Annotated in this window: 39 protein-coding genes and 1 pseudogene; 1 reads left to right on the top strand and 39 read right to left on the bottom strand. The window is 50.3% G+C overall.

What is annotated here, in order from left to right; all coding sequences use genetic code 11:
• Positions 1-7: 7 nt before the first annotated feature.
• The 28 genes from IV04_RS20055 to IV04_RS19925 all read right to left on the bottom strand — a co-directional run bounded on the left by IV04_RS20055 (position 8) and on the right by IV04_RS19925 (position 18,506).
• Positions 8-1,870, bottom strand: coding sequence for a transglycosylase SLT domain-containing protein (locus IV04_RS20055; RefSeq protein ID WP_037399350.1), 1,863 nt, complete (start codon positions 1,868-1,870; stop codon positions 8-10).
• 120 nt (positions 1,871-1,990) lie between these two features.
• Positions 1,991-2,284 (bottom strand): phage tail assembly protein, encoded by a 294-nt coding sequence (locus IV04_RS20050; protein ID WP_231566272.1) that lies wholly within the window; start codon positions 2,282-2,284, stop codon positions 1,991-1,993.
• On the bottom strand, positions 2,284-2,652 hold the full coding sequence (locus tag IV04_RS20045) for a phage tail tube protein (protein ID WP_037399349.1): 369 nt from the start codon (positions 2,650-2,652) through the stop codon (positions 2,284-2,286). Before IV04_RS20045 ends, IV04_RS20050 begins: the two co-directional genes overlap by 1 nt.
• 9 nt (positions 2,653-2,661) lie before the next feature.
• The gene (locus tag IV04_RS20040; RefSeq protein WP_037399348.1) at positions 2,662-4,164 is read right to left on the bottom strand and encodes a phage tail sheath subtilisin-like domain-containing protein; all 1,503 of its coding nucleotides are present in this window, start codon (positions 4,162-4,164) and stop codon (positions 2,662-2,664) included.
• Positions 4,164-4,361, bottom strand: a complete 198-nt coding sequence (locus IV04_RS20035) for a DUF2635 domain-containing protein (RefSeq protein WP_037399346.1) — start codon at positions 4,359-4,361, stop codon at positions 4,164-4,166. The genes IV04_RS20040 and IV04_RS20035 overlap by 1 nt, the downstream gene beginning before the upstream one ends.
• 2 nt (positions 4,362-4,363) lie before the next feature.
• Complete coding sequence (locus IV04_RS20030; RefSeq protein ID WP_037399344.1) at positions 4,364-4,909, bottom strand: hypothetical protein; 546 nt, start codon at positions 4,907-4,909, stop codon at positions 4,364-4,366.
• Positions 4,906-5,250 carry a hypothetical protein gene (locus IV04_RS20025; protein WP_037399342.1) on the bottom strand — a complete coding sequence of 115 codons (345 nt, stop codon included), beginning with the start codon at positions 5,248-5,250 and terminating at the stop codon, positions 4,906-4,908. The genes IV04_RS20030 and IV04_RS20025 overlap by 4 nt, the downstream gene beginning before the upstream one ends.
• Positions 5,250-5,711 (bottom strand): hypothetical protein, encoded by a 462-nt coding sequence (locus IV04_RS20020; protein ID WP_051916879.1) that lies wholly within the window; start codon positions 5,709-5,711, stop codon positions 5,250-5,252. The genes IV04_RS20025 and IV04_RS20020 overlap by 1 nt, the downstream gene beginning before the upstream one ends.
• A gap of 1 nt (position 5,712) precedes the next feature.
• A complete protein-coding gene (locus IV04_RS20015; RefSeq protein ID WP_037399340.1) occupies positions 5,713-6,759 on the bottom strand; it encodes a major capsid protein in 1,047 nt (348 codons plus the stop codon).
• A 77-nt stretch (positions 6,760-6,836) separates the two neighbouring features.
• Positions 6,837-7,229, bottom strand: a complete 393-nt coding sequence (locus tag IV04_RS20010; RefSeq protein WP_037399338.1) for a head decoration protein — start codon at positions 7,227-7,229, stop codon at positions 6,837-6,839.
• Complete coding sequence (locus IV04_RS20005; protein WP_037399335.1) at positions 7,229-7,822, bottom strand: hypothetical protein; 594 nt, start codon at positions 7,820-7,822, stop codon at positions 7,229-7,231. Before IV04_RS20005 ends, IV04_RS20010 begins: the two co-directional genes overlap by 1 nt.
• A gap of 1 nt (position 7,823) precedes the next feature.
• Entirely contained in the window at positions 7,824-8,675 is an 852-nt protein-coding gene (locus IV04_RS20000; RefSeq protein ID WP_037400026.1) for a S49 family peptidase, read from the bottom strand.
• 5 nt (positions 8,676-8,680) lie between these two features.
• Complete coding sequence (locus IV04_RS19995) at positions 8,681-10,315, bottom strand: phage portal protein (RefSeq protein ID WP_037399332.1); 1,635 nt, start codon at positions 10,313-10,315, stop codon at positions 8,681-8,683.
• Between the two features lie 2 nt (positions 10,316-10,317).
• Positions 10,318-10,515: a gpW family head-tail joining protein gene (gpW, locus tag IV04_RS19990; protein ID WP_369794953.1), complete on the bottom strand. Its 198-nt coding sequence runs from the start codon at positions 10,513-10,515 to the stop codon at positions 10,318-10,320.
• 48 nt (positions 10,516-10,563) lie between these two features.
• Positions 10,564-12,537, bottom strand: coding sequence for a phage terminase large subunit family protein (locus IV04_RS19985; protein WP_037399326.1), 1,974 nt, complete (start codon positions 12,535-12,537; stop codon positions 10,564-10,566).
• Entirely contained in the window at positions 12,509-13,108 is a 600-nt protein-coding gene (locus IV04_RS19980; RefSeq protein ID WP_037399324.1) for a hypothetical protein, read from the bottom strand. The genes IV04_RS19985 and IV04_RS19980 overlap by 29 nt, the downstream gene beginning before the upstream one ends.
• A gap of 252 nt (positions 13,109-13,360) precedes the next feature.
• Complete coding sequence (locus IV04_RS19975; protein ID WP_037399321.1) at positions 13,361-14,005, bottom strand: hypothetical protein; 645 nt, start codon at positions 14,003-14,005, stop codon at positions 13,361-13,363.
• 178 nt (positions 14,006-14,183) lie between these two features.
• Positions 14,184-14,444: a DNA polymerase III subunit theta gene (locus IV04_RS19970; protein ID WP_037399318.1), complete on the bottom strand. Its 261-nt coding sequence runs from the start codon at positions 14,442-14,444 to the stop codon at positions 14,184-14,186.
• Between the two features lie 65 nt (positions 14,445-14,509).
• Positions 14,510-14,887 carry a hypothetical protein gene (locus tag IV04_RS19965; protein ID WP_037399315.1) on the bottom strand — a complete coding sequence of 126 codons (378 nt, stop codon included), beginning with the start codon at positions 14,885-14,887 and terminating at the stop codon, positions 14,510-14,512.
• Positions 14,888-14,936: 49 nt separating this feature from the next.
• Positions 14,937-15,170 (bottom strand): hypothetical protein, encoded by a 234-nt coding sequence (locus IV04_RS27140; RefSeq protein ID WP_072010930.1) that lies wholly within the window; start codon positions 15,168-15,170, stop codon positions 14,937-14,939.
• Positions 15,076-15,477: a DUF2570 family protein gene (locus tag IV04_RS19960; protein ID WP_037399312.1), complete on the bottom strand. Its 402-nt coding sequence runs from the start codon at positions 15,475-15,477 to the stop codon at positions 15,076-15,078. Before IV04_RS19960 ends, IV04_RS27140 begins: the two co-directional genes overlap by 95 nt.
• Positions 15,478-15,494: 17 nt before the next feature.
• On the bottom strand, positions 15,495-15,794 hold the full coding sequence (locus tag IV04_RS19955; RefSeq protein WP_037399311.1) for a hypothetical protein: 300 nt from the start codon (positions 15,792-15,794) through the stop codon (positions 15,495-15,497).
• A complete protein-coding gene (locus IV04_RS19950) occupies positions 15,791-16,183 on the bottom strand; it encodes a M15 family metallopeptidase (RefSeq protein ID WP_037399308.1) in 393 nt (130 codons plus the stop codon). The genes IV04_RS19955 and IV04_RS19950 overlap by 4 nt, the downstream gene beginning before the upstream one ends.
• Before the next feature lie 4 nt (positions 16,184-16,187).
• Positions 16,188-16,598, bottom strand: a complete 411-nt coding sequence (locus IV04_RS24785; protein WP_051916878.1) for a phage holin family protein — start codon at positions 16,596-16,598, stop codon at positions 16,188-16,190.
• Positions 16,599-16,821: 223 nt separating this feature from the next.
• Complete coding sequence (locus IV04_RS19940) at positions 16,822-17,382, bottom strand: DUF1133 family protein (protein WP_037399306.1); 561 nt, start codon at positions 17,380-17,382, stop codon at positions 16,822-16,824.
• Positions 17,379-17,666, bottom strand: coding sequence for a DUF1364 domain-containing protein (locus tag IV04_RS19935; RefSeq protein WP_037400020.1), 288 nt, complete (start codon positions 17,664-17,666; stop codon positions 17,379-17,381). Before IV04_RS19935 ends, IV04_RS19940 begins: the two co-directional genes overlap by 4 nt.
• On the bottom strand, positions 17,666-18,262 hold the full coding sequence (locus IV04_RS19930) for a DUF1367 family protein (RefSeq protein WP_037399303.1): 597 nt from the start codon (positions 18,260-18,262) through the stop codon (positions 17,666-17,668). Before IV04_RS19930 ends, IV04_RS19935 begins: the two co-directional genes overlap by 1 nt.
• 61 nt (positions 18,263-18,323) lie before the next feature.
• Positions 18,324-18,506, bottom strand: coding sequence for a hypothetical protein (locus IV04_RS19925; RefSeq protein WP_037399299.1), 183 nt, complete (start codon positions 18,504-18,506; stop codon positions 18,324-18,326).
• Positions 18,507-18,825: 319 nt separating this feature from the next.
• Between IV04_RS19925 and IV04_RS19920 the strand changes: the two genes are divergently transcribed.
• Complete coding sequence (locus IV04_RS19920) at positions 18,826-19,083, top strand: hypothetical protein (RefSeq protein ID WP_037399296.1); 258 nt, start codon at positions 18,826-18,828, stop codon at positions 19,081-19,083.
• Positions 19,084-19,114: 31 nt separating this feature from the next.
• Here IV04_RS19920 and IV04_RS24780 read toward each other — a convergent pair whose 3' ends face one another.
• From IV04_RS24780 to IV04_RS19875, 11 genes and pseudogenes are all read right to left on the bottom strand, one after another.
• Positions 19,115-19,672 carry a Rha family transcriptional regulator gene (locus tag IV04_RS24780; protein ID WP_369794952.1) on the bottom strand — a complete coding sequence of 186 codons (558 nt, stop codon included), beginning with the start codon at positions 19,670-19,672 and terminating at the stop codon, positions 19,115-19,117.
• A 27-nt stretch (positions 19,673-19,699) separates the two neighbouring features.
• A pseudogene (locus tag IV04_RS27135) lies at positions 19,700-19,813 on the bottom strand (transcriptional regulator); the annotation flags it as partial.
• A 214-nt stretch (positions 19,814-20,027) separates the two neighbouring features.
• Positions 20,028-20,231 carry a Lar family restriction alleviation protein gene (locus IV04_RS25440; RefSeq protein WP_037399293.1) on the bottom strand — a complete coding sequence of 68 codons (204 nt, stop codon included), beginning with the start codon at positions 20,229-20,231 and terminating at the stop codon, positions 20,028-20,030.
• Positions 20,221-20,412: a hypothetical protein gene (locus IV04_RS25435; protein WP_072010929.1), complete on the bottom strand. Its 192-nt coding sequence runs from the start codon at positions 20,410-20,412 to the stop codon at positions 20,221-20,223. Before IV04_RS25435 ends, IV04_RS25440 begins: the two co-directional genes overlap by 11 nt.
• Positions 20,409-20,948 carry a hypothetical protein gene (locus IV04_RS19905; RefSeq protein ID WP_051916876.1) on the bottom strand — a complete coding sequence of 180 codons (540 nt, stop codon included), beginning with the start codon at positions 20,946-20,948 and terminating at the stop codon, positions 20,409-20,411. The genes IV04_RS25435 and IV04_RS19905 overlap by 4 nt, the downstream gene beginning before the upstream one ends.
• Before the next feature lie 135 nt (positions 20,949-21,083).
• The gene (locus IV04_RS19900; RefSeq protein WP_037399290.1) at positions 21,084-22,781 is read right to left on the bottom strand and encodes a class I SAM-dependent methyltransferase; all 1,698 of its coding nucleotides are present in this window, start codon (positions 22,779-22,781) and stop codon (positions 21,084-21,086) included.
• Positions 22,778-23,170, bottom strand: a complete 393-nt coding sequence (locus IV04_RS19895; RefSeq protein ID WP_037399286.1) for a hypothetical protein — start codon at positions 23,168-23,170, stop codon at positions 22,778-22,780. The genes IV04_RS19900 and IV04_RS19895 overlap by 4 nt, the downstream gene beginning before the upstream one ends.
• Positions 23,171-23,185: 15 nt before the next feature.
• Positions 23,186-23,926: an ATP-binding protein gene (locus tag IV04_RS19890; protein WP_037399284.1), complete on the bottom strand. Its 741-nt coding sequence runs from the start codon at positions 23,924-23,926 to the stop codon at positions 23,186-23,188.
• 14 nt (positions 23,927-23,940) lie between these two features.
• Entirely contained in the window at positions 23,941-24,789 is an 849-nt protein-coding gene (locus IV04_RS19885; protein ID WP_051916875.1) for a DUF1376 domain-containing protein, read from the bottom strand.
• Positions 24,789-25,871 carry a site-specific DNA-methyltransferase gene (locus tag IV04_RS19880; protein WP_037399282.1) on the bottom strand — a complete coding sequence of 361 codons (1,083 nt, stop codon included), beginning with the start codon at positions 25,869-25,871 and terminating at the stop codon, positions 24,789-24,791. Before IV04_RS19880 ends, IV04_RS19885 begins: the two co-directional genes overlap by 1 nt.
• Positions 25,872-25,964: 93 nt before the next feature.
• A complete protein-coding gene (locus tag IV04_RS19875; RefSeq protein ID WP_037399280.1) occupies positions 25,965-26,210 on the bottom strand; it encodes a hypothetical protein in 246 nt (81 codons plus the stop codon).
• Positions 26,211-26,221: the final 11 nt, after the last annotated feature.

The raw sequence follows: 26,221 nt of genomic DNA, 5'->3' as shown, positions 1-26,221 counted from the left end.
TAAATATTCAACTTAAAGATTGCATGGAGAGTGATACACGCCCACCTCCATCAGCCTGCACCTTGTGGCGTTCACCTGTTTGGCTGTTTACCAGCGTAACCTCAAGTTGAAATTTATTCTCACTGATGGCCTTGGACATTGCTTCTGATACCCTGCTTATATCCTCTTGCTGAATGCTGGCGGGGGCTAGTATTGAGGGTCTATCGGTGTCTTGCTCCCTGCTTGATACCGTTGAATTACCATCCCCATAAACCCCATTTTGCGGCTGAAAGAGGGGTAGCCCTGGCATAATTTGTTGCAGGTAGTTCCGCGTTTCAGCAGGTGCGTAACCAAGGCCAAGATTTTTTACTCGCTCTGGCCCCCAGTTATATGCCGCAACGGCCTTTCTCACATCTCCATCAAACATTTTCAGTAAATCAGAAAGATAGCGAGCAGCAGCTTCACTTGATTTGGTAAAATCCATACGGTCTTCTCTGGTTTTCAAACCATAAGCTCTACCTGTTGGTGGCATAAACTGAAAATGCCCTTCAGCTCCAGCAGAAGACAGCATATTTTTCCCTCTAGCTGATTCAGTACTCCAAACTTTATCAAGCAAATTGGGCGGAAGATTATACTGTTTTTCTAATTGAGATAATCGCTGTTGTTCTTGCGTATTACCCATAACTTGATCTGGTGAATTGATCATATGGGCTGAACTTGGTGCTGTTGCAAGCGTCAAATCACGCTCTAGTTGATTTACAGCATCAATAGGTTTCTGCCATGCGTTATATTTCTCACGGTAACCATCAGTCATATAACCAAAATCAAGGCCAATTTTATCACCGGCACTTAATGTGTCGTAAAATTCAGAATTATTATAACCCCAGCGTAGTTGATCTGCTTCTTTGCCTCTATTGAAACCAACAACATGAGATAGTGATATGCTATCGAGCCCATTAGAAAAAACGTCTGTTACTCCCTCAAGGCTGTCTTTAACTGAACCATCCGATAATAACCAACCAAGCATCTTATTTTGAACACGATTTTTAAATCCTTCATAAGACGCACTCAATTCATTGATAGTTCCATTTATCTCAGTCAACTGACCATTTAGTTTTGGGTCTACGGTCAAACCGAATTTATCAGACTTAGCGAGTAATTCCTTCAACCTCATGCCCTCACGCAGCAAAGCTAAGCCGTTGGCATCAAGACCAATAGCGTCTGTGACGGTTTTTTGCTTTTCTGAGGTAAGAGTAGGTAAAACGTGTGCCAAGCGTTGCATTGTTGCCAATACATCGGCAGTTCCATTTTTATTTTGTACGATCTGGACACCAATTTGCTGCAATGCAGCAAGAGTGCCATTGTTCCTGCCCTGCAATGCATCGTTAAATGTATAGAATAACCCCTCGGTTGACTGGTTAGCGGATTCAGCACTGATTCCTAATATCTGCATTGCACCGGACAGGCGAGAAAAGTCATCGGCGCGCATCCCAGCATTTTTAGAGGCTACATCTAACTCATAAGCGCTATGGCTAGCATCTTGAAGCTTGCCAGCCATATAAGCTACGCCCTTTCCAAGCCCATAAGCAGCCACACCAGCAGCACCAAACTTCAAAGCGCCACCGAGCTTGCCGCCAAGTTCTCCAACCATTTTAAGCGGGGGAACCATATCACCGATAAATTGGACGTTATCACGCGCAAAGGTGGACATTTTAGCCAGGCGATCGCTCAATGATTCCAACCCATCAAGCGAATCTTGACCACCAAGTTTCAGGTTGTCAGTTGCCTTTTCAAGCAACGGATCAAGGGTTTTAACCGCATCTTCAATACGCTGTATCGCCGCTGATACCTGTTCATCAGCTTTAAGCTCAAAATCAAATGCGTTAGCCATTCTTGCCCGCCTTCACCTTGTTCATCCTATGCGCCTGTTCGGCCCAAAAATCTAACTTGGTACGGGTTAGGGACCACGCATCATGCGGGCCCCATCCGTAATACTTGGTTACCTCAGCGGCTAGTTGTTGCCATCCGTTGAGGGATCGAACCCCAAAAAACCCAACATGTACGCCTCACAACGTTTGTAGTCAGTAAACTGCATGTTGGCTAATGGGGTTTCTGGTACGCCGGAAACCAAGCTGATTAGCAGGCGCATGGCGTTGAGTGCGCCCTTTTGCTCTCTGCGCTCGTAAAACTGTTCAGCCTGAACAAGCACCGGCTCTTTAAGTTCCAGTTCCGTGTAGACCAGCTTGCCGCCTGCGGATTCCAGTGGCGTCTGAAGGGTGATAATTTTGGTTTTCTCCAACATCATTAATACTCCTTGACCGATCCGCCTTCCCAGCGCATATCGAAAGTTGCTTCTTCACTGTCAACGTCTTGCGTGTTAACAGACCACATGTTTTCGCCAATAATCGTTTTACCGTTTGCCAACTCAACGACGATCGTAACGTTTGTGGCGTCGTTCAACCCCTCAAGAGAGGTTCCGCCGCTGTCACGCGCCTGGTAGGCAATAAACGGCGCTCGGGGCTTCTCTTTATAGCCATGCACCCAATCCATACCGGTTAGCGTGGTGCGTTCCACTTTTGAAACGCTGTACTTAAACTGGCCTGCAACCATTACAGTAACGCCGTCAACTGTTACGTAAGCAGTACCGGCCAGGCGATTGCTTGTGTCTCCCATGAATCCCCCTTAGGCTGCGGTTTCTGCCCGACGCCATTGATTGAGCAATGCGAAAATTTCCAACTGGTCGATAAGCGTACCCGTCCACAACACATCAATGCGCTTGGTGTTGCTGCTGTTGCGCTCTACCAACAACGTCTTGGCAAATGCAGCAGAATCCTGCACGTAACCGTTCCACTCCAGCGTGCGATATTGCGCGATAAGCTCTGCGCGGATGACGTTAGGCGTGACAATAGCGGAGCCTGGTGCAAATCGAGTGCCATCGTTTGCCAGTTTCATGCGGCCAAACTTTGACGTGATTTGCGTACGCAGGAATCGAGTGACAAACATCAGCGTGAATAACGTCTCGATGTTCAGATAGCTGTCATCAGGATCACCGAACTTGTTTTTCTGATAAGTTGAAATGGTTTTTTCAACCTGTACAGAGCCATCATCGGCCACGTTGAACGTGGAAATACCGCTGAATAGTAGGTTGTTACGCTCGGTAAGCATCAGCCGACTTTCAAGAGGCGGAGCCAGTACGCCGCTGATCGTCAGAGTTTGCGTTGGTCGCCCTGGGTCACTGCGCAGGCTTGGTGCAATCGCTCCGGTGTGTGCTGCTGCCCACAGGTAGGCCGGGGTTGGTGAATCAGTTATACCAAGCAGGGTTTCATGCTGGTTATTGCGTAACTCACCCGCTGCCGCCAGCGTCCCATAGGTGCCAGAAATAGCACTGAATGAGTGGCCGTAAATCTGCTGATTGTACGACCAGCGGCCAACGGTATCGGATAGAAACGTTTTCAACGCGTCTAGCGATGTGGTATCGGTGTACGGGTTTACAATGAAATCGAACTCCCGATCCTGCAAGTTACCCAAAGCCCCGACTAATTCAGGCGCACCGGCACCGCCAGCCATTGGAGTGATCACCACGCCTAATCCTGCTGGAGTCTCCTCGCCGCCCGCCGTACCTTGGTAATTGAGGCGGATGTCGATCATGTTGCCATGCGCCCCTTTGTTTTTTGCGGTGAACTCCACGGAGTCAGTGGCTTTTACAGCAGCAGTAACAGGTAACTGGCTCTGCGCATTCACCGCAGTAACGATTGCAGCAGCAACAGCGCCAGGCGCATCTGACGCAACAACAGTCAACTGAACGCGCATCCCCGCGATGTACAACGACAGCACGCCGGTAGCGCTTGCCCCTGATGTGATTTGAATCCCGCCTTTCGCCGCTGTCATACCTGTTGCGGCATCTGCCAGGGGCAGAATCCAAATTTCTGCTGCTGTGTCGTTAGCGAGGTACGCAGTCATCATGTTATGCAACATTGAACCACTGCCGCACATGCCCGCGACGGCGGAGTCAGACGACACGCGCTGAGGAATACCAGGCGAAAATGGCGGCGTTGCAGAAGTCAGCAGTTGCCCGATCAGCAAAGTACGCTGAATTGCAGTTGCCCGGTTCGCCATTGAGTTATCAAACTCGGCATAGAAGAACGGGGCACGCTGATTCGGAGGTAGGCGGTTAAATGGGATCATTACTCACTCTCCAGGCTATTTTTCCCTTTCACCGCCTTTACTGGCGCAGCTTCTTCAGGGGCCGATTTTTCGACATCACCATCCTGTAGGCGGCGATTCCAAAAAATATCATTAGGCACCTCTGCGCCAAATTCGGGCAAAAAGGTGCCTCTGACCGGGTCGCGCACCGCGCGCCCCAGCTTAGGCTTTACAAACATGGTTATTGCTCCAGATTGATTTTCAGATGGGGTTCAGGGGTGCCATCCGGCATTGCTATCGTGACGTCTACACCCTCAAGAGGTTCGCTATCTATCTCGTAAAACTCTTCTGGACCCTGGTAATACTCAATATCTAACTCCATCAACAATTGAGCGGTATGCCCTTCGCCGCTGGCGTCAACATCAATGGTTGAGCGTACCTGCAAATATTGCTGAATCTGCCGGGTTAACTCATAACTGTTAATGACGGCCCGCTCTATTTGCTTGCGTAACCTCTCCAAAGCGATTTCGGCCTTGAGAGCGCCGTTATCCTCGGTTTCATCATCAAGCTCTTGCAAGCGGCCAGTGATACGAACGGTCGTTACAGTGGTAAATTGAGGGACGTTGCGCCCCAGCGAGTTTTTAACGTCGATTGGGGTTTGCACAAGGATAACGGGATACATGCTTTCCGTGGTTGACCAGGTTCGCGGTGAGTAAACTCGCCCCTCTGCATCAGTCTTATCAGTCAGCGCAAAAACAACCAGTTCCCGAAGAGCTTCGGCATTCATGATTTCACCCTGTTGAGGATCAGCTTCGTGCCGCCGTGGCTATCAGGTTGCACATCGGCCACCGCAAAAAGCGTGTTAACGGCCACCCCACCAACAACACCGATGAATACACGATCCCCTTGCACTGGTTTTGCCTTCATCTCTGCATCACGGACACCAAGCACGGGGGAAGTGGTATTGATTGTGCTGCCATCATCCAGCGGTTCAACATCCTGCGTGTAAGCGCGATCGAAGATACCGCTGATAGGGTATGGAATACCGCCTGAAGGGCGATATTCCACTGAGTCACCGAAAACCTTCTGCAAAGGTTCCTGTAGGTGTTGATCCCAATTGATACCCATCACGGCCCCCGGTTAACCTGGACACCATCGGCTACGGTGATTGTAGGGCCATCACTGGCGATCGCCTGCTTTCGTAGCTTGGCTACATCAGCGACCACACCCAAAGAAATGAGACGTTCAGCATCGCTGGCATCCAGTGAAAAACTGGCGTTCTCTGCATAGTCCACCCCATCATGACGGATAAGATTACCCTTCAGGACAACGACAGATACCATACCCTCTTCCTCTTCCTCTTCCTCTTCCTCTTCCTCTTCCTCTTCCTCTTCCTCTTCGGTGTCGGTGTCGGTGTCGGTGTCGGTGTCGGTGTCGGTAGAATTATCAATCACCGGGCCTAGAGGCAAAGCGTTATCTGTTGAATTGCCAACTACCTGACCTTCAACCATTAACTCAGGTGGCAAGCCTCCCAAGTCATTTTCAGATAGAACCAGTGTTTGCGTATTCTTAACGGTTTTTGGTGCCATATCACACCACCATCGCGCACAATGCGGCGTTTACACGGCTTGGAATAACCAACGGTGCAGACTGCATCATTAAAAAGCGCTGAGCGGGGTCGTCAATAAGCCAGGATTTTGGCGCATAAGCCATTGGCCCGTAATCAAACTTCGGATCCAGAATCGCCCCAAATGCTCGCGTACCCATCAGATCAGCACCAGACATAATAACGGCACCGTCAGGGATCATTGGCTTTTCAATTTCGTCGAGTGGGTCAATATACCAGTCGTTGTACAGCCACAAATCAAACTGTCCCCAACGGCCTTTATAAACCGCCCCTTTCTCAATACGTGGCCCAGCGTCGACCTGATTGCCGAACGGGCTCAATGCAGGAAACGTGATCGCGTTGTCTTTGATCGTGGTATCCAGCCGGAATGCGGTCCATGAGCTGTTAGTGAACACCAAATCGGTTACGACAGAACCCGATTCCTTTAGCACCTGAGTTTGCCATTTCTCAATAGACTGCGATGGTACGTTGTTGGTTGTATTGGGGGCTACGGTCAGCGGCCACTTATCAGCACCGCTCAACGTAATAGTCAGACTACTGGAGCGCCCAAAGTCAATGACAGTGGTTGGGAAACCATCACCGACAACGGTAATTTTCCCTGTTACCAGGGCATTTGCAGCCATCCATTCAAGACGGCGGTTTATCATGTCGATCTGATCGGTCATTTCAAACATGAGGTTTAACTGTTCGCGCTCTGCCGGTGTCAGTTCACCACCAATGCGCTCACCAATCTGGCGGCGGATAGGCTTACGCAGGTCAGGTGCACGCTTATCTTTAATATATGCGGGCTTAAAGGTGTTGGTTTGGAAGCGGCGACTTTCTACCAGCTTGCCCTGAACCAGAGGGGAAACGAATGGGGCCATACGACGGCGACCAACATCAACGTCAATGCTGACCTCCTCGGTTGTATACTCCACAACGTTTGGGAAAAAGCGATCCAGTAGCCAGTTTTGCGATGTCAGCAAATTAGGCACGACCTGAACCAACACATTGGTGCTGTAAATATCCATGAATATCCTCGAATTTAGACGAGTGCAGCCCTACCCGGAGAGTGGGCGAAAATGATTTCTAGAGGGATTGCCAGGGATTACGCGGCAGGTGTAGCGGTACGCAGGAAGATAGCCAGTGGGCGCATAGCAACACGCAAATCATCAACAGACGCCCAACTCGGATCATAAATAATCCGCGCAGCATTAAATTCACCCATGAGATATACGCCGCCGTTTTTGGCACCGGCAGTTGTATCAATATCATCAACCAGGATTGCAACAGGCACCTGACTACCGTCACTCGCTGTTTTGACACACTTCACATAGGCTTTTGATGCGGTAATTTTCCCAAGGATTGTACCGCGCTTTAACAAACCGGCCTGAGCGATAGTGCCGTTTTCAGTCACTACCTGTAACGGTCCGCTGACTAACTGATCGGGAATGAAAACATCGCTGGTCATGCCTGGTGCAAAAGGATTTTGTCCGGCCATTATTTTTTACCTTTCATTTTGTTGTAAAGACTGGTCATGCTTCCGGCCAGCGCCTGGGGGGTGCCTTTCTCGGCATTCGTGGCATCAGGCCCAATGTGCGGGCTGTTTCCACGCATGCGCTCATCAAGCGATTGACGGCGCGGAGGCGTTGCAACATTTACGCCACCAGAGGTAGCCATAACGTTAATAGCGTCCTTGGAACTCATGCTGGTGTTAAATGCCAGTGATGCGGCCAGCGCCTGATTCTTGGCTGCGTGCTTGCTACCAAAAATAGCAGCACAGCGCTGGCGTTCAGCTCTCCGCCCCTTTTTAACATCCTTGTTGTCATCATCATTTTCGCCGTCGTCATCCCCCTCTTCAGCATCTGGATCATCGTCAGCGTCTGGGTCATCGGGATTATCGTCAGAACCTTTTGCCTTAGAGTCCTTATCCTTATCATCGTCGTTACCATTGTCATCCTCGGCATCAGGATCATCTTTCTTCTGATCATCCTCAGCTTTTTTTGCCTTGGCTTTTTTGTCTTCATCCTCTTCTGACGCAGAGGCACCACGCCCGATCAAGTGAGCAAAACTTAATAATTTCTGCTTAGCCATATCAATTACCTGTTTTATTTAACAAATTTAAAAATGCCCTATCAGGGGTGATTATTTCATCTGCCAGCCCCAGAGCGACGCCATCCGCAGCCATAAAGCACGCGGCTTGTGTATCGCGTATAACCTTCTCAGCTATCCCTCTGTTTCGAGCAACAGTGCTGACAAAAAGCTGACCAACAGAATTCACTTCATCCTGAATAGCTTTAGCGGCTACCTCTGATAGCGGCGCGTAAGGGTTAGTTTCCGCTTTCCTATCACCGTAAGTAATTATGGTGACCTGAAAACCATCGGCCTTAATACGCTGTGACCAGTCAACGTGCATAACGATTACACCAATGGAACCCACGCCACCGGTACGCGGTACGGTGATCCGGTCTGCTGCACTGGCGAGAGCATAGGCGGCTGAATAGGCACTTTCGCTCAGAATGGCATGGATAGGCTTTTGCCCCCGAGAACCGTAAATTTCATCTACCAAGTCAAAACACCCGGCAACCTCTCCACCAGGTGAGTCAATATCAAGGCAAATAGCAGATACTTCGGGATCATAAAGCGCTGTCAGGAATGATTGCCTAATTCCGTCATACCCCGTCATGCCGCTATAGGGGCGCAACGTTCCCAACTTCTGAACCAGGGTTCCTTGAATCGGGACAACAGCCACTCCTCCTACAATTTCATAACCTTTATTTTCAGCTTCAGAACTAAAGTCGTCGTCATCATCCTCCCATTCCATGCTGGATTTAATTCTGGTAATACCAAAACGCTCAGCCATCGCCGCCATCACCACCTCGGCTTTACGCGGGTGAAGTACCAGTGGCGTGTTGAACATTCTCTGTGCCAGGTGTGGCAGGTTTATACCCTTCACTGTACCTCCGGTTTTTTCGGCTCAGGAGCAAAGTCGTCTGCCTGCGCCCAACTTGGGAGCGGTAATCCACGCTCTTTATATGCTGCAATCTCACGCTGACGCTGATCGAGCAACTCTTCCCAATCCTCACCAACGTTTTCAGCAGCTTCGATTTCCAGCGTGGATAACCCGGCCTCCATACCCAGAATTGCCCCCTTCTTCTCTGCAACAGGATCAACCCATCCACGCCCCGGCCCCATCCACTGCGCACGACAATAGGCGGTTTTAGCCTCCAAAAAATCAGGAGCGCCGAAAGGTAGCGGTAAGTCTTGCGTATCATGCAGTTCTTCGATGAATGCTGAGAGTAAAGGCTGAGCGGTGCCGTTCGCATAGTCAGTGCGGCGACGTGTGAGTGTTTTCCATGCTTCGAGTAATGCTGATCGTGCAGAACTGTAGTTCACATCACTCCAGTCCTGAGTTACCTGTTGCGTTGATAGCCCTGTAGCGGCGGCAAAGTTGCGTAATACAGCGGATTCAAACTCTTTGAAATTACTGTTTGGCCGTTCAGCAGTGACCGTGTTGACTGTCTCCCCAGGATAAAGAATGGGTAATCGAGCGCCATTTTGTAGTGATAGGCGACGATCATTATGAAACTCAACTCGACCCGCTTGGTATTCACCAAGTTCGGTATGATCGGTGTCAAAAGCCTCTTCAACCATGTCGCGATCATAAGGTGACACAATAAATGCACCAAAAATCGCATTGATTATTGCGGCTTCCAGCTCTGTCTGATCGTACTTGATCAGCATTTTCATACGCTGGACAACAGGAGTTAAAATCCCTGTACCACGATGCTGAGAGCCGCGCTCATGATCGAAATCATGAATGACTATCGGACGCCCCCACTCCGTTTCGCGCATTACACGCTGCCACGTCATTGTTTTTGCACCACTCCACCAGTCCCCCATATGAGCTTCCCGGATGTGGTAGGCGATCGGGGCTCCGTCTGCATCAATCTCTACACCGCCTCGGATGTTTGGCATGTCAAAAACCCCGTTGGGGTTACTCAAGCGATCGGGGTCAATCACCTGAACCGTGGTTGCATACCTTGCTCGACCATTACCAAGCCGGTCGGGGCGATACTGCATGACCAGTAATGAATCACCGTCAACCAGCTTGTGACGGAAACCTAACCGCAATATCTGAGACACCGTTTGTTTGCGCTCAACGTCACAATAGCGCCCTGCATCCCCCGACCAGGTTCGCCAATGAGCCTCAACAACACGGCCATACTCATCGGCCCATGTCGCATCAAACGCATTGTTGCCGGTCATCAATGCTAATGCCCGGTAGTCTGGTTTGATGATTGGCCGAAAATTGGCCCCCATTGCATTGTCGAGTATGCGCGTAACGCTACCGCTAACCCATCCGTCATTGCGAACCATATCCCGGATGCGGGAAACAATACGGTCACGATAGATGTTGATCTCATTGTCAGTGGACCACAGGCCAGGTTGCCAGTTAGCCATATGATCGCCATTAACATCGGCGGCATCATAGGGAATGCCACTGGAACTATTGAGTGCTGATATTTTTGGCCGGGACGGAGCTAGCGGTTGTCCATCTAATCCTAAAATTCTGACTTCACCCATACCTACCACCTGAATCTCACTGCGCGGCGGCGACCAATACCTAGCGCGGTTTGAATTTCTGCAATCAACTCATTGAGCTGGTCTATGTTGGCCTGTTGGTACGTTACAGAGCGAGTCCCATCCCCCTGCGTATATGAGTATGAAATACCTCGCTTGCCCATCATGATGTCGAATTTTGCCTGTTGGGCCTCCTCAAGCATGGCGCGAAGCCGATCAGCCGGTATCCCGGTTAATGTAGACATAAGTCCTCACGGTAATAATTGAGAGATACGTTGGCGTGCGGGCTTTTCTGCCTCGGCAATAATGACGCCCGGAAGTTGGTAGTTAACTTTCTCTTCTGGTTTTTCTGGTGCAGGCAATAAACGATTTGGATTAATCGCAATATTATCTACCAGAGTGTTTAGCTTCAGCCCTAAATAGAACAATCCACACAACGCAGCATAGCTATACACGCGACAATCCAGAGCTTCGTTTGCCCTGCCAGGAAGCTGCTCCCATACGCGATAACGTTGACCGCCTGAAACTTTCAATACTGAACGCTCAGCCAAAAGCTGGCTGAAATAGTTCAGATCACGATCTGCTGGAAAATGCATATAACTGGCAGATGGATCACCAGGTTCAGGCGGTTCAATGTGGAGCCGCCCACGAATAGTATCCTTCGCGGCATTGACCCCAATAATGATTGGCTTGAAACTGGATTTTGAGCGGGAGGTTGGTTTTTTTGTCGGCCATACCGGGGAGCGTTTACCGCCTCTCGCTGATTCCCCCTTGATGGCCCAAATACGACGACCAAGACGCTCTTTAGCAAACTCATAAACTTTCTGGGTATGATGGCCACCGGAATCCATGCATGCCGCCATGATGGTAAAACCACGCCCATCACTGCGCCGCCAGACTTGCTTCAGGTAAGCATCAAGACGCCGCCAAGGTTCATCTGTTTCCAGATCACCCTCAATAACGTCATATGCAATAGACCAACTTTCCTCATTGCGCCCCCATCCGGTCACCTCAATCTCAAAGCGACCATCCTGGGTATCGATACCCGCCGTTAGCACAGCAACACCATCGGGAACTTCAGCGGCGTAAACCTCACAGCGTTCCAGTAATTTCCGTTCACTTAGTGCCTTTTCGCCGCGATCCTCATAGGGTTCACCCAACACCAGGTTGATAAATGTCTGGCGCATCAGTGGATCATTTTTTACCCTCAACCACTCGGCAACGAGGTATTTCCATGCTGCGTTGGGAAAGAGACTGTAACCGGCCCAAATATGAAAACCCGCATGCCCCTTAAAAGGTTTGGTTGCTCGCCATTCTCCAAGCTTAACCATTGACGCTTTTTCGTTATGGTGAATAACGCAACCATTGTGGCGACAAACGTAATAGGCAGAGTCAGGAATTCCTTCCCCATGCTCATCTTTGTCCCATTTTATGCCATAGGGGGTATCTGGCCCTCCCCACTCCAAGACCTGGTATTCACCACAGTGCGGGCATGGAACGTAATAACGACGCTGATCACTTTCCTCATACGCCTTCTCTATCCTGCTGGTTCCCTTCACTGTTGGAGTTGAACCCAGCGCAATCTTGCGATTCCAGAATGTTTCCGAGCGCTTAATACCTAGTGCAATCTGATCCCCCTCAACACCGGCACCACCAGATGGATAACCATCTACCTCATCGAAAAGGATTACGCGGCAGGTAATACGGCGGAAACCACCAGGGCTATTAGCACCCACCAGCGTTAAGTTGGCTCCATTCACAAACGTTTTTTTGAGGATGGTCTGATTACTGTCTTTCGCTTTTGGCGCACCACAAATATCAGCTAATACCGGGGTATCGCGCAGCATTGGTGCTATTTCTGTTTTACTGTAATCCTCGGCATCTTCTACGCGAGGCTGAACAATCAGGATTGGCGACGGATCATGAGATAGGTAATAGCCCACAACATGATCGAGAATTTTGGTATATCCAACACGGGCAGACTTCATCACCGAGACCTGAGTAACAGAGGGATCGGTAATGGCGTCCATAATGCCGTCCTGGTAGGCAAATGACCGGAATCGGCCGGTCTGGGCGCTGGTTTCTTTTGATAGAACTGCGTATTTATTGGCCCATTCGCTCAGTGAAAGCGGCTCAGGGGGGCGGATATCGGAGCGGCGCTGGCGCAGCTCCTGCGTGAAATTCTGCCAGGCTGCGTTAGTTCTCTCCTCGGTTGTTATCTGCATCAAGGCTTAATTCCTCCATCGCCTCGTAAACCACCTCTTGCAGTGCCTGTACAAACTCGGCATCGTTTGTGGTTGACGCCAGCACCCGCAGCCGGGGGCCGTGTTCAGGAGCAATCGCAATCAAGCGGGTGCGCATGCGGGAATACTCTTTGCCAACAGCCTCAATCATGTCTTTGTAAGGGAGCACCTGACCAGATTTAATGTCATGTTCCAGTTTTGTGAGGAGTGCAAGAAAGTTTTCTTTCATTGTCAGCGCCTGATCGCGCGTCATCGTTACACCGTTCTCGGCGATCATGCGCTCAATAACTTTTGTTGCTGGTTCTGCAGAATCTTTATCTTTTTTGTTACCCGGCTTGTTACCTGCCGATCTGTTACCACGTTTGTTACCTTGCGCATTACTGGCAGATTTTTTAGCGGGCTGGGTAACAGTTTTACGGTAACGTTTGAGGTTAGCGTTTGAGGCTTCAACGTCGATGTCATCACCGTCCAGAACCAGCCAGCCACGGGCCTTCCAAGTTGTAACCGTCTTGCGGCTGACGCTGTGAAGTTTGGCAAAATCAGACTGGTTCATGTGTTACCTCTGTTGTTACCTGTTACCCAAATTTCAAAATTTTATAGCTAGACGAAGAACGCGGCGCGCAATGCCCGTGCATTAAAAAAGTGTCAGGAAGGACCCATTTTTTTTCCAGGCCATGGGATAACTTTGACGATGAGCTGATGAACCCTTGGAGGCATCGGTGGTGGTGCAGGTCTTTGTCTTATCATGTCCTCATAAGAGTAAGGGCATGGAGTAGGTGCCTTTCTTCCCATATCTACCTCTTTGCTATTTTGCTGTTCGTAATGCTTCACGCATCGCCTTACTTAGCTCCGTCTGCATTAAAGCTGTTGCCATTGTTTGCGCACGTTGCATATACCCCAGAGTTGGAGTAACTGGTAACGCATCACCGAATTGAATTAGCAACTTTGGAGCTGGCGCTTTAATCCGCTCTTGGCGTGTACCGTTTGCAGAACGTTTACGCCGTTTTTTACCCTTTTTACCCTTCTTGGCTTTTACACGCTGCCATACACCGTTAGAGTCGCCAACCTTACCAATGAACACATCGGGCTTTGCCTTGAGTTGTGCCATCTTGCTGCGCGTAAGGTTACCGTACTTGTTCAGCTTGATATTCTTTGGGTTAAGAAGCGCTTGACTATTCAGCTTATGTTGACCACCGAATTCAAACGGTTCGAGATAACTTGCTGCCTTATCCATTACAAACACCTTGGCAACCAGGTTGCTCTTACGCGCTCCCACAGACTTAACGGAGTTGACAGTAAACGGTGTGGGATTATCAAGGTGGCGCTGAAATGCTGTCTTCTGCGCGTCTGCTATCTTTCTAGCAACACTGGTTAGTGCCCGAGCTGTTGCGAATGGCACCTGTTTCTTTATTTTCTGAAGTTGAGCTGATAACTCTTTTAGTCCCTGCATGCTCACCTCAGATAAAAGCCCCGGACTATGCCGAGGCTATTGATTTAGAATTATTCACTACAAATGGAAATATAATCCCGAGAAACCAAAAGACCAACGCTATCTAAAACAGAGGGTTTATTCTGATTCTTGTCATAAATAGCGCAATTATCAGAGTAAAATAAAAACAACCAGCAACTTACTTCTTGCCGTTCTGCTCAGCCATCTGCTGATACACCGGATCGGTACCGCGCGGTAGGCTTTCACCAACCTTCCGGTAGTGCACCAACCGTTCACGAAAATACTCTTGCAAATGCTTCGGCTGTTCAGCCTCTACCTGCGCAGGGATTACCGGCAAATTAAGCCGCTCTTTGTAAGCAACGCCGGACGCCGCCAGATCGACGTTTACTTTGTCCATTTCTTCTTTTGGCAAATTGCCGAGATTGTACGACTGAGTCATAGATCCTCCTGTTGAGAGGATTATACAGCATTATCGAAGCCACTCAGTGAATGGCTCCTGTAATGCTACTTGACTACCTCGATTGTTGAGCCATGGGAGTTCATCACATACACCTGATCTCCTGGGTATATGTACTGATAACGACAACCATCACCGGCACCAGGTACCGACTTGCTAGCATATTCTTCAATCAGAATTGCTATTGCGTCAGTATCAAGCACATTAAGCCGCTCACTAATGATCAACTCCTCTTCTTGAATTGGCTTTGTCATTTCGGCATCTTCAAAAATTGCAGGCAGCCAAAATGCAAAGTCAGGGTTTGAGTGATTGTTAGTGAGCCTTAGCGTTTCTTCGAATGTTTCCGAACCGCGCCGAGCGATTGATACAGATGGTTGCTGGCAAATATGCGTCACACCATCAATGATGGTTTTTACTGTAAACATGCTTCTTTTCCTTCTTCTGGTCATAAAAAAGCCCCGGACTATACCGAGGCTATTGGTTGTTTCCCGAGTTATCCCGCTGCCACTTAATCAGCGCCTCAATTCTTGAGGCGCATATATCAAGCTCACTCTGCACCACCTGCAACGCCATCACGGCATCACCGAACGTTTCGCCAGTAAATGGCGTTTGCTCACACTGCTGGAGCAGAACCGCTGGCGGGTACACGTAAATGAGCTGCGGGGCTGGCGACGGCTTCGGTTTCTCTGCGCAGGATACGGCGAACATCATCAGGCAACCGCTGATTACTGCAGCTGTCCTTCTCTAACGCCTTGCGTAGCTTTTTGTTTTCAGCATCGGCCTTTGCCCTCTTCTGCTGTTCAATCTTCAACTGTTCCTCGGTGGCGCGGCGGTCAGCACTGGCGGCATCTTTCAGCGCTGTAATGGTGCCGTCACGGTCTTTCACTGCATCCACCAGCGATTTGTTTTCCTTCTGAGCATCATCCAAATCATCTGACAGCGAAGACGCATACCAGCCAAGACAGATAGCTACCAGCAGCACACCGATCAGGCTGTAGCGTGTGAATTGAGTCATGATGACCTCGCATCTTTTCAATGCTGATCACCAATTGCATACCGCGCATCAATAGGATCATCATCGTCATAATCACAATTGATGCTCGCAATCATTGCCACGCAGCAGGCGTTACAGCAGCGGTATGTATGCAGTTCACCGCTAAATTTCCAAACCGCACGGCGATGGTTTTCACCCTTGAGTATTCCCCCAGAGCAAATAAAGCAGGAATGCTCTTTGCGCCCCTTCACGATAGAGTTTGATAATTCACTATCGCCAGGCTCTCCGAAATCCCCTTGGAACAGGTCAAAATCCAAGGCATCATCTAAATCGATCATACTGGGATCTCCACATGCGGCGCATCCAGGAAGCGGGCCGGTTTATCGTGTGGGCTATCTGTCCACGTCACACCGAATCGCAGCGGAACGCCCAGTTCTTTGCCCGCTTGGTGCATGGCATCGAGCACCGGCAGCCAGCACTTGTAATTATTCCAGTCACCACCAACGGGGAACAGATCCACCGCGTGACCAGTAAGGTGGCGGCTGTCCATCGTCTTGCTTGCGCCAGCGGCTACCAACTGTTTTTGCCGTTCCACCGTGCGCTTACCTTCGATCACTGAAAAATCGACGGTCGAGAGCTCCAGCGCCCGGCGCACCACTTTAACCAGGGCGGGATTTACGCCAACGAGACTGCTTTCGCTGCGTTGCGAAAATTTAAAGTTTGTCATGGTCTTATTCCTGGGTGGGGTTGTTCTGGTCTTTCTTTTCACTCGCCGGTCCCAGCTTTGTATTCGCCACACGCAATACGAATTCTTTGATGGCTGACAGGCCGAACATGCCAATCATGCAGCTAACGGCGATTTCTACTTTCCCAGCAGCAATAGTGGCCATTGAGCCACTCAGCCAAGGAATTGAATGAACCAAGAAAATAATGACGGGGGCAATAGCCGGGCTGATTGATACCCCTACGATGCCGCACACAAGGGCTTCGCCGATCCCGGCCCGGATTTTTCCGCCGCCCCATACAACGCGCCGGAATGCCACTATAAAAGCAACGAGAAAACCATTAATCGGCGTCGCGTAGTTGTAATAGAAGGCTGCAACGGCAGCGAGCCATCCAGGATCCTTGTCTGGCATTTTCATGACCTCCCCCTGTCGGGGCATCGCCCGATCATCGGGTGGTAGGAATAAAAAAAGGCCACGCGTTAGCGCAGCCATTATTTTTGTGGGCAATTCTGTTTTACGGTCACATGATCCAACCCTCCAGAAACGCAAAAACCCGCACGGAGGCGGGTTTCTTTTAGATTTGTCGCTGCGGATACAACTTCGCGAAGCTTATACGAATTTATAGGATTTTCGCGCAAAGTCAACGCTTATATCGATCAGCATCGAAATTAAATGCATCGCTCATCGGCAGGTACATCATGAACTCTGCCGTTTTCAGCCATACGTCGATCCGCGTTTCGCAAGTCCGCACGCACCAGTAAGGCCTTATATCGTGCAGGTCGGCGGCCATGGCCTTCTTGCTTTTCCCTTTGCCGGTATAGCGTTCGTGGATGACGTGCATCAGCCCTGGGTGCGCCAATAGCGTCTTGCCGATTACCCCGTCTATCGTGGCCGCCTCCTGGTCGGTGCAGAATGCCAGGCTGCTTTTCTGCTTCCCCTCCAGGAGGTCAAGAAGATACGCGTGCATCTCCCCTTCTTCCATCCCGGCCAGTTTGAGCTCCCGCAGCGCCTTGGCTATTGCGGTTTTGGTCACCGCATTGCTGGCCAACAGCATGTTGAACATGTTCCCGGCGCTGCCGAACCTGGCCATGCCCGACCACCGGCCCCACATTTTCAGCTTACCTTGGATAAACACGCGCTCCAGCGCCCGCAACTGCAATTCTTTACCGTCGCCACGGCCTTTGTAATCAGGGTAAATCATAGTTTTCCTTCCTTTCTCAGAATTGCTTGCGTGCGAAATACGCCCTCGGCGTGGTAAAGACGCAGGGTTTCACGGTCATATTCGGTTTTAATCCGGCCATCGATAGCATCGTGGCAGCTGCTACAGGCCCATGCGCCCTGCGCATCATCGGGTTTGATCCCGGTGCCACATGTTCCGGCTAGGCGGTAATGCGCCAAAACAGTAGTCAGCGGGTTGAAATTACACACACCAGGCAAACGGATCTGGCAGTCCCGGCCTTTGGCCTCTTTGCGTAGGTTTGCCATCATGCGTACTCCAGAAGTTGCAGAGCCACATTTTCGGCTTCCTGTCGGGTACGGAAGCTACGGGAGAGGATGAAATTCCATAGGACGTTGAACACGGACTTATAAAGCCCCTGGAATGTGTCTTCGTCCATTCTGGAAAACGATATGGATTTGGGAACCCGCTGGCGCAGTCCGTTGGGGAGAATTACTTCGTCGAAATAACCAGCCTCAACAGTAGCCCAAGCCCGGTATGGCTCAAAAGATTTGAGCACGGCGATTTCTTTGGCGCGCAACCTGCCCACATTGAACAGGTAGTCATCAGCAACCGTGCTAATGATTTCGCCATGCTGGCCGGACATCTCAATGAGGTAATCGACAAAGCCGTCAATAAGCTGCCGTTCTGGCAGCGTCAGCGTGCCGCCGGTTGGTGTCCAGTAATCGAAGCCAAATTGAAGGAGTTTGAAAAAGCGTTTGTGAAACTGGTAATTGCGAACACGCCTGAATTCGGCCTGTATCCACTCGCCGAGTTTCACACGCTGCAAAAAATCGCTGGCCTCGGTCGTTGCCGGGGTCAGGATGGTGGGTGCGGATTTTACTAACTGCAATAACTGCGCCATTGGCTTCTCTCCAGTAGCGCAGCAGGTGATCAGTTGTTCAGGCTGATTTGAGTATTATACATCACTTCCGATTGACGGTGTAACCGGCCATCTGCAGTATTATGACCATCATGTCCATGTCGACAACCATTTGCTCAGACTTCAGCGGCATTACTGCTTTTACCCTCCCCTCTTCCATGTAAATAATTGATCGCCCTAAGAATGGTAACTCAACAGGAAATTCATATAAAAAACTACCACTCATGAACCAAGCCTCCCTAGATCATGGGAGGTTAGAAAAAATGCAATTTCCAATATTTTTAACATGCAAATCACCCAGAAATTATTAATGGAATATTGCCTATGCACTCCCATGCATCAGCAATACATTAAAATCCCTAGTGAATAAAAATTAACCTTAACCGCTTTAATTTGTGTGGATATGTTGCGGTTTTAAATCAATTTGCCCCAGCCAACTAATATTATCAATACTACTACAAGCGGTGGGTCATTGAGTGACCCTGCGGGCAAGTAACCGCAAATAGCATGGATAATACAAGCCATTGAAAAATAATGGTTATATCATGCACGAAATTGAGCTGGAACTTAAGAACACCATCAGGAAATTACTTATAAAACAAAACCATAGCAGAAAATGGTTAGCCGATTCCACAGGTATAGATTATGAACGTGTAAAGAGGTTACTCAACGACCGGAGCAATCAGAGGTTATCTGTAGCTGATGCTGATTTAATGCTCACTGCGCTCGGGAGTGACCTGCGCAGGGCACTGATAAGCCCACTATTGGAAAAACTTCGCGCTGAAATTGATGAATATGAGTAATAAAAAAAGGGGAGCCATCCCCTTTTTGCCTTTACTTTTTAGTGATGCCTTTCGCGCCGCCCCTTAATTGCGTTAAAAGATCATCCTCACGGATAACCAGATAACCGCCACGCCTTGCCAGTTCTATAAACGTCTCAAAATCAGCGCACAACTCTCCCTCCCCCATGCGACGGGAACAGACCAGCACGCCATCTGTGGTGAAGGTTTGCTGAATTCGATAGGTACTGCTGTGCATGGCGGCAATTGAGTTACTGGTGCTATCACGCAGCTGCGCTTCCATGACGTTGAATGCGCTGATGTAGTTTTCTTTGAAAATGGCCGCTTTCTTGCCGGTGAAGCCCATCGCAAGAAACGCGAAACCGTCGCGGGTGATTTGGTAACAGGGAAGTTTGCGGCCGGTGGGATCGATGTAGTCACTGAGCGTAAAATTACGCCCAGTGAACTCAGGTGAACATTCCAAGCATTCGATTTTGCGCAAAACGTCTTTGTGGAGTTTGTGGAAGTATTCAGCAAGAGCGATCGACGTGGTAACGGCGTGACCGTCAACGATGGTGATTTCAGGTTGAGCAAGGGCGGGGATAGTAGCCATTGTGGCAGCCTCTTGTGAGAGTTTGGTTAACTCACCACCGAAGTTTCCACGCTTACTGGTGGTGAGACGTACAGGGGTGGAAATACCGGTCACAAGAGGCAAACCCGGCCAGCCCGAAAGCTGCCCTGCACGCCCCACCATTGACTGGGTGTGGCCGTGCGTAACGCATAAAAAACCGCTTTAGCGCGGTTGTGCGCTCTTATGAAATCCGGGTTTCCACGCCCGGCAGCGGATTTTGCCGCTGCACAGGGACTATAACGCCCGGATTTCATAGAATCAAGCCTTAACCGGGATCAACAGCATGGTTTCCATCTCAACGATCCGGCTGATGGCGTTCTTGAGCATTACTTCGCCGTTACTCTTCATGATGAGCCTCGCTGTCACTTGTGCGGCGGTTCCAAGCTTCAATGCATTCATCGTGATACTCTGCTGGGCCACGTGCGCCACAAGAAAGACACCGCACGCTATAAACCTGAACACCATTCATGCCGCAGGCTTGAGGTTGAACATCGGTATCGCCGCAAAACGGGCACGGCTTCAGTTCGCTATTAGTTGCCATCACCGGACTCCTTTTTATCCACGAATACCGCGCGTGACGGTGACCAGTCGCAATGCGTGTCCGTTTCGACGTGGCAGAAAATAGCCTTACAGCGGCGTATATGCCCGCAGTCTCCGCACGTTTTACCCGCAGGAAGCTTCATTTTGTCGGGATCGGATGGGTCATAGTTGAGTTCGCTCATACCCGCCCCTCCCGCAGCTCTTTGGCACGATATGGTGGATTTCTGAGATGCGCTGCAAACCCTTCGGCCATATTTGCGAAAGTAATGAACCTCAGAGCCATACGCTCATTTCCATCGGCGCTATGTTCTTTGGCTGTTTCTCTCAGATACTCTTTTGCGAATCGCTCCACTCCCCGCGCTTCCACTTCTGCCAGTGCTGCATCAGTAGCGGTAGTTTCCGGCATTACCTCGGGAATAACTTCGGAATAGATACGCTCAAACGCCTCATCCCACCCATGCCGCATAGCATCGTACAGATCGGTGATTCCCCGGTCTTCAAGTCCGCACCCCATGGCTTCTGTGTCATACCACGGCTGATTATCCAGATCGATTATCGATTCGATGGTGGTCTTCAGTTCGGCGTTTTCCGCCGCCAGTTTTTCCAGGCGCTGGGCCAACTCAACGATCACATCTGTCGGCCGCCGCCCGGTTGCCAGCCAAAATTCATTCGCAGATTTGCCCTGTGCCTGGGCTATAAGTTTTTTTAAATCAGTCATAGCCCAGCACCTCCGGTGGGGTTATCGTCGTCATCGTCAAAACAGTCAAAAATGATGCAAATACCCCAGATAGCTATGATTACGGGGATCGCAATAACGGCGTTACCGGCCATGCTTAGCCAATTGAAAAACTCATTAACCATGATTGGCCCTCTCAGCAGTCAAAATCACGACTGATATGCTGGTACCGGCAAACTCATTACTAAAAATTTCCGACCAGTCCACATTCCATCCAGGCAAAATGTCCTTACCCTTGCTACCGGCAGGCATGATCGCCACCAGCCGACCGCCTGGCTTTAGGCAACCTGCAGCAGCTTGTACATGTGCCACTGCTCGGCCCTCGGAGAAAGGGGGATTCATCACGATGCAATCAAACGCCTGGGCGCTACTTTCTGCCCATTTGATGAAATCGGCTTGGATCACCGCTAAGCCTTTAGCTTCGAGGATCTTGCAGTGCAGGGATGATATTTCGATGCAAGTTGTCCGATCCCCTGGCAAGTAATCAGCAATACCGCCCGTCCCTGCACTCGGCTCTAGACAATTATCATGTGGGCCAATATTGGCAAGTTGGATACAGAGCTCTGCCAAAGGCGGAGGCGTAGGGTAAAATTGGTGAGATTTTTGATCCGGGATACACCCGGAGGCTATGATCTCGTCCAATGCGCTGGCCGGTTCATAATCGAACTCCCAAATCGCAATATTCTTGAGAGGTCCGGCCATGACTTTCACGCCACCAATGGATTCAAGTACCTTCTCAGCCTGCTCTCGGACCGTTTTATCGTAGTCTCCATAGCCAAATGAGCGGTTTAGCGGGTTGGTAGTCAACGGTTGTTGAACCTCTTCCCAACGCTCTCGTTGCCATGGGGTGTGGCGTTCTACCTTCATCTTCGCCAGTTCACCAAGTACCGCAAATGGCAAAGGTTTACCCATCATCACGAAGTCTTTGAGCTTGCGCTTCGGCTTCTGCCTGAATTGCGGCGGGATGGCCATCGGATAGAGTTGCGCCAAAATACAATTCAGGCGCCACGCCATTTCTGGGTGCACCTCCAAATGCGCGGTACCTTTCAAGTAACCGCGAACACGCAAAGCACCACCGTCTAACGTTAGCCACTCACCAGGGCGGCGGCGAGCAGCAAGTAAAGCGCTATCTGTTGCATTCCAACGTGGTTCATCACGGCCCATGAATTTTGCGATGACAATGCGTAAATCCTGTATGTAGCCTGCAGTACGGTATTCCGTGCTCCCCCACTCATTGTAAACGCGAGCCAAAATCATTCGTTTGCCGAAACCCTCTGGGCGGTTCGTCACATGCTCGCCAGACAACGCTCTAAAAATCCCATCTACGCGCTCAGAGAAGAACTGTCGGCGAGCGTTAAGCAGTGCCATTATCGTTGGTCGCACAGCTTCTTCCTCAAAATCGGGAAGTGGCTCTACAGACCATTCCTTCCGTTGAGCGCTGCTCTCTGGATCAAACTGGCCAGTACGTTTAGCCTTAACCCCCTGAGGATTACGGATCTGTTCGTTCCATTCTTCTCGGCGGTTGTTTGGCATATACTCGTAGACATCCGTCATATTCAGTGCTTTTTGCCAGAATGTTGCATTCAAGCTGGCGATAGCACCCTCCAGCTTGAAAAGTTCGCTCACACTGCGGACGTGACGATCCTGCCTTTGGTTGCCTTCCAGAAAGTGATATACCGATGCCTGATGTGTATTGATTAGCCCAGCCATCATTTCCACATCAGAACGTAATTGTTTGTACTGGCCAATCAAGCTGTCGATAAGATCGGTTGATGCTGGAGCAAAAAATTCATTATCTAAAACCAATTCGCTCATACCGATGCTCCCCGTACACTGGCCAGTGCCTGGTCAAACATCTTGTGCAAGCGGCAAGCGCGTAGCTCTTCCGGTTTGAAATACCACAAGGACTTATCAGACACGGCTTGATCGTTGGCGTGAGAGCGGAGGTTTTTTTCGCTCTGATTGAGATAGCGTTCTGACACTTTTTTCAGGTGCCACTTGGTTAAATTTTTCCGACCGCTCTGCTCAATCTCAACAAATGGAGATCTGAGCATCGACTGAAGCCGTTCAGAAACCACTGTCCGGCTCATTGTGTGATTGGGGTAGGTTTCACGCAGCAAGGCCATGATTTCAGATGTCGATAATTCTTTGCCGATGATGAGATCGACAAACTGCTGGCTGGTGATTCTGTTTTTGCTACTCATTGGTTTATGCTCCGGTTACTTAATCAGCCGCAAGTGGCTTACATTTTTTCGATAACTACCCCAGGTGAAATCTACCCAGATCCCACCATCCATCGATAATCTGTCCATAACTCTTGTACCGACTACATCGGTTAATTCCTTGGCATTCAGGTTGGTTAAAATCCCAACCGGCTTTAGTGACGAAAGCCTGCGATCGATAATCTGGTTCAAAATGACCCATTCACCACGCGTTTCACGCTGCACACCCACTTCGTCAAGGACGAGTAGGTCTACTTTGCACAAGTCGTCAAGCAAGGTAGCCTCCGACTCTCCGCCGTCATAACAGCGCCGCACGCGCAACATCAAGTCGGGGATCGTGACCACTAACACCGTGTGACTGCGTGCCAGCAAGTGGTTACCGATAGCTGCCGCCAAGTGGTTTTTGCCCGTTCCACAACCACCACTGAACACGAAACAGCCAAAACCCATGCCAAAATTCTGGGCGTAGCTTTTGGCCTTGCTCAAGGCGTGCCGCTGCCCGTCGTTGGATACCTGGTAATTTGCAAACGTGCAGTTACGATGCAGATCACAAATCCCTGAACGCCCCAAAATCCGCTCAGCGCGAGTGCGTTGATTCTCTTTTTCCAACTCGGCGCTTCGTTTTTCCCCTTCCGAACGGTTCCACGCAAGTAACTCTTCTGCTGTCCGAAATCTTGGCTCAATGCCTGGTGGCATAAGCCGTTGCAGCCTACTGAGTAGCGTCTCTGGTGTTTTCATGGTTCACCTCATGGTTAGTTAAATTCCGGCGGTTTTTCGCCGTAGTTGCCTGAAGGTTCAAAAGCCCCCTGACGTTGGCGTTTAGGCTTGGCTCCCGGTGGGGATCCGCCACGCTGGCTTGCCAGATGTCGTGAAAATTTTTGCTCCCACTGAACGTGGTGAAACGCCTTACCCTCCGCTTTCCAGTACGTCGTGAAGCTCGCCAGTTCCTGAGGGGAATACCCAGGGTCTGGGCCATCAAGAATATTTCCCCATACGGCAGCGCGTCGCTTGAAATCCGGTGATGGCTGCCAGGTGGTGGCCATCGGGAATTTAACGGTGGGGTCATCCGTCCAGAAAACGTCATCGAGTTCTTGAGGTGGTGACTCATCTGGTGATGGCCCGTTTTCGCACGCGCCCGCGATATGTGGGGTTTGATCTTTTAGATCTGTATTTAGATCTTTATCTGGATCTTTATTCGTTGAACGGTCGTTGCTATTTCGTTCATCGGTCGTTGAACGGTCGTTGGATTTGGGTTGATTTTCCTTGGTTTTTTTCTCCGCTCGCTTTTGTGCTGATTTTTTCCCGGCCTCACTTCTTTGCGATTGAGCCCCTTTTACAGAGAGTAAATCGCGCTCAATTCGCTGGTGAGTCCACGTATTTCCATCATCAATAAAAAACTCGTTCAACGACCGTTCAACATCCGTCCAACGGTCGTTGGACAAACGAGCTATTCCCGCAAGTCTATTTTTTGGCAATGGTTTACCTGTCTGCCAGTAATTGAATATCAGCAGCAAGTACGCACCGTGTTCCTCTGTTGAGAGGTGCATGGTGTCTGCCAGGTAATCGGCAACATAAAACTGCATGTACGGGAGTACCGCCATTATCTGTTCCTGGTAATTCGCGTTTTGTTGATTGAGGTTGCTATGCTGCTAACCCTGCCCGGCACCATCGCCGCATAATCCGGGTTAAGCTCACACAGCACAGCTTTTCTACCGTGCGCAACCGCAACTCCGGCAGATGTGCCGCTGCCGCCGAACGGATCCAAAACGGCACCACCTGGCGGGCTACCAGCTAGAATGCACGGTTCAACCAATGCAGGCGGAAAAGTCGCGAAGTGCGCACCTCTGAACGGTCGCGTTGCGATCGTCCAAACGCTTCGGCGATTGCGCATGTTCGTATCCCACGTTGATTCTTCACGTTCGGCCCTGTGTGTGCCGTACGCCTGACCCGGTATTGCTTGCCCGCGTTTACTATCACTGCGCTTGAAAGAATCTCGCCTTGACCTTGTGTTGCCAGTCACCGTCCTGTGACCACCCTGGGCATTTTTAAATGTCGAACCGTTGACGTATGCCCCACCGCGAAAGCTGTTCGCATTCCCTTTGTTGGACTGCACAGGCTCCTTGAAAGCATCATGATCGAAGTAATAACGCGGCGATTTGCTGAATAAAAAAACGTACTCATGCGCCTTTGTGCAACGATCACGCACGCTTTCCGGCATCGGGTTTGGTTTGTGCCAGATGATGTCCTGGCGCAGATACCAACCGTCAGCACGCAATGCAAAAGCCAGCATCCACGGTATACCTATGAGGTCTTTATGCTTCATCCCTGATGGCGCCGAACGCCAACCAGTAACGGCACTTTCCCCCTTCCAAGCACCATCGCGCCGAGCATCCATGAAAGAGCCACCACCACCCCGGCCACCGGTCGCGTATGAATCACCAATGTTGACCCACAGCGTGCCGTCATCGCGCAGCACGCGGCGAACCTCGCGAAATACGCCGACCAACATCTCGATGAATTCTTCTGGCGTCGGCTCCAAACCGATTTGCCCATCCACGCCGTAATCACGCAGCCCGAAATACGGCGGGCTGGTTATGCAGGTGTGGAATGCTTTTTCAGGCATAGAACGCATAAGCTCGACGCAGTCACCGACATAACAGCGAAAGAGATTTTCAAAGGCCATAAATCACCATGACGAGCGCCCAGACACTCATCACTAGCGCCAAAAAATTGGCACCGACAAACAGCCATGCCCCGAGGGTTAATTTTCTCAGCCTCATCGGTACGCCCCCTTACGCCGCCCTGGAACGTGCGGGCGGTCGGGCTTGTCGCGGACGCGCTTTAAGGGCTTGGCGTATGTTTTTGCTATCGCCAAGCTGCTGGCGATCGACGCGTTTGGGCGCGATGTGTAGTGCTCAGCACCGCGCATTGCGGCAGAACGCGCCACGTCAGCGGAAAATCCATCTCGCACCAGCTGGTCGCGGATTTGCGCTTCAATCTGTTCTCTGGAAAATCTAGCCATTGGTTTATGCT

It is taken from the genome of Serratia sp. Ag1 (assembly GCF_000743355.1).
Classification (GTDB): Bacteria; Pseudomonadota; Gammaproteobacteria; order Enterobacterales; family Enterobacteriaceae; genus Chania.
Note: the sequence above shows the minus strand (reverse complement) of the source record. Positions and strands in the feature narration are given on the sequence as shown.

Coding starts and splice junctions, on each gene's coding strand:
- IV04_RS19980 (WP_037399324.1), bottom strand. CDS start 13,108: ATGAACCAGTCTGATTTTGCCAAACTTCACAGCGTCAGCCGCAAGACG.
- IV04_RS19920 (WP_037399296.1), top strand. CDS start 18,826: ATGCACGAAATTGAGCTGGAACTTAAGAACACCATCAGGAAATTACTT.
- IV04_RS19975 (WP_037399321.1), bottom strand. CDS start 14,005: ATGCAGGGACTAAAAGAGTTATCAGCTCAACTTCAGAAAATAAAGAAA.
- IV04_RS20030 (WP_037399344.1), bottom strand. CDS start 4,909: ATGAATGCCGAAGCTCTTCGGGAACTGGTTGTTTTTGCGCTGACTGAT.
- IV04_RS19995 (WP_037399332.1), bottom strand. CDS start 10,315: ATGGGTGAAGTCAGAATTTTAGGATTAGATGGACAACCGCTAGCTCCG.
- gpW (WP_369794953.1), bottom strand. CDS start 10,515: ATGCTTGAGGAGGCCCAACAGGCAAAATTCGACATCATGATGGGCAAG.
- IV04_RS19950 (WP_037399308.1), bottom strand. CDS start 16,183: ATGACAAACTTTAAATTTTCGCAACGCAGCGAAAGCAGTCTCGTTGGC.
- IV04_RS19885 (WP_051916875.1), bottom strand. CDS start 24,789: ATGGCGGTACTCCCGTACATGCAGTTTTATGTTGCCGATTACCTGGCA.
- IV04_RS27140 (WP_072010930.1), bottom strand. CDS start 15,170: ATGTTCGCCGTATCCTGCGCAGAGAAACCGAAGCCGTCGCCAGCCCCG.
- IV04_RS19930 (WP_037399303.1), bottom strand. CDS start 18,262: ATGGCGCAGTTATTGCAGTTAGTAAAATCCGCACCCACCATCCTGACC.
- IV04_RS20055 (WP_037399350.1), bottom strand. CDS start 1,870: ATGGCTAACGCATTTGATTTTGAGCTTAAAGCTGATGAACAGGTATCA.
- IV04_RS20040 (WP_037399348.1), bottom strand. CDS start 4,164: ATGATCCCATTTAACCGCCTACCTCCGAATCAGCGTGCCCCGTTCTTC.
- IV04_RS25440 (WP_037399293.1), bottom strand. CDS start 20,231: ATGGCAACTAATAGCGAACTGAAGCCGTGCCCGTTTTGCGGCGATACC.
- IV04_RS19970 (WP_037399318.1), bottom strand. CDS start 14,444: ATGACTCAGTCGTACAATCTCGGCAATTTGCCAAAAGAAGAAATGGAC.
- IV04_RS24785 (WP_051916878.1), bottom strand. CDS start 16,598: ATGAAAATGCCAGACAAGGATCCTGGATGGCTCGCTGCCGTTGCAGCC.
- IV04_RS19985 (WP_037399326.1), bottom strand. CDS start 12,537: ATGCAGATAACAACCGAGGAGAGAACTAACGCAGCCTGGCAGAATTTC.
- IV04_RS20010 (WP_037399338.1), bottom strand. CDS start 7,229: ATGGCCGGACAAAATCCTTTTGCACCAGGCATGACCAGCGATGTTTTC.
- IV04_RS19935 (WP_037400020.1), bottom strand. CDS start 17,666: ATGGCAAACCTACGCAAAGAGGCCAAAGGCCGGGACTGCCAGATCCGT.
- IV04_RS20045 (WP_037399349.1), bottom strand. CDS start 2,652: ATGGGAGACACAAGCAATCGCCTGGCCGGTACTGCTTACGTAACAGTT.
- IV04_RS19925 (WP_037399299.1), bottom strand. CDS start 18,506: ATGAGTGGTAGTTTTTTATATGAATTTCCTGTTGAGTTACCATTCTTA.
- IV04_RS20015 (WP_037399340.1), bottom strand. CDS start 6,759: ATGGATATTTACAGCACCAATGTGTTGGTTCAGGTCGTGCCTAATTTG.
- IV04_RS19895 (WP_037399286.1), bottom strand. CDS start 23,170: ATGAGTAGCAAAAACAGAATCACCAGCCAGCAGTTTGTCGATCTCATC.
- IV04_RS20020 (WP_051916879.1), bottom strand. CDS start 5,711: ATGGCACCAAAAACCGTTAAGAATACGCAAACACTGGTTCTATCTGAA.
- IV04_RS20005 (WP_037399335.1), bottom strand. CDS start 7,822: ATGGCTAAGCAGAAATTATTAAGTTTTGCTCACTTGATCGGGCGTGGT.
- IV04_RS19905 (WP_051916876.1), bottom strand. CDS start 20,948: ATGACTGATTTAAAAAAACTTATAGCCCAGGCACAGGGCAAATCTGCG.
- IV04_RS19890 (WP_037399284.1), bottom strand. CDS start 23,926: ATGAAAACACCAGAGACGCTACTCAGTAGGCTGCAACGGCTTATGCCA.
- IV04_RS19965 (WP_037399315.1), bottom strand. CDS start 14,887: ATGTTTACAGTAAAAACCATCATTGATGGTGTGACGCATATTTGCCAG.
- IV04_RS20035 (WP_037399346.1), bottom strand. CDS start 4,361: ATGTTTGTAAAGCCTAAGCTGGGGCGCGCGGTGCGCGACCCGGTCAGA.
- IV04_RS19960 (WP_037399312.1), bottom strand. CDS start 15,477: ATGACTCAATTCACACGCTACAGCCTGATCGGTGTGCTGCTGGTAGCT.
- IV04_RS19955 (WP_037399311.1), bottom strand. CDS start 15,794: ATGATCGATTTAGATGATGCCTTGGATTTTGACCTGTTCCAAGGGGAT.
- IV04_RS25435 (WP_072010929.1), bottom strand. CDS start 20,412: ATGAGCGAACTCAACTATGACCCATCCGATCCCGACAAAATGAAGCTT.
- IV04_RS19880 (WP_037399282.1), bottom strand. CDS start 25,871: ATGGCCTTTGAAAATCTCTTTCGCTGTTATGTCGGTGACTGCGTCGAG.
- IV04_RS19940 (WP_037399306.1), bottom strand. CDS start 17,382: ATGATTTACCCTGATTACAAAGGCCGTGGCGACGGTAAAGAATTGCAG.
- IV04_RS19900 (WP_037399290.1), bottom strand. CDS start 22,781: ATGAGCGAATTGGTTTTAGATAATGAATTTTTTGCTCCAGCATCAACC.
- IV04_RS19875 (WP_037399280.1), bottom strand. CDS start 26,210: ATGGCTAGATTTTCCAGAGAACAGATTGAAGCGCAAATCCGCGACCAG.
- IV04_RS20050 (WP_231566272.1), bottom strand. CDS start 2,284: ATGATGTTGGAGAAAACCAAAATTATCACCCTTCAGACGCCACTGGAA.
- IV04_RS20025 (WP_037399342.1), bottom strand. CDS start 5,250: ATGGGTATCAATTGGGATCAACACCTACAGGAACCTTTGCAGAAGGTT.
- IV04_RS24780 (WP_369794952.1), bottom strand. CDS start 19,672: ATGGCTACTATCCCCGCCCTTGCTCAACCTGAAATCACCATCGTTGAC.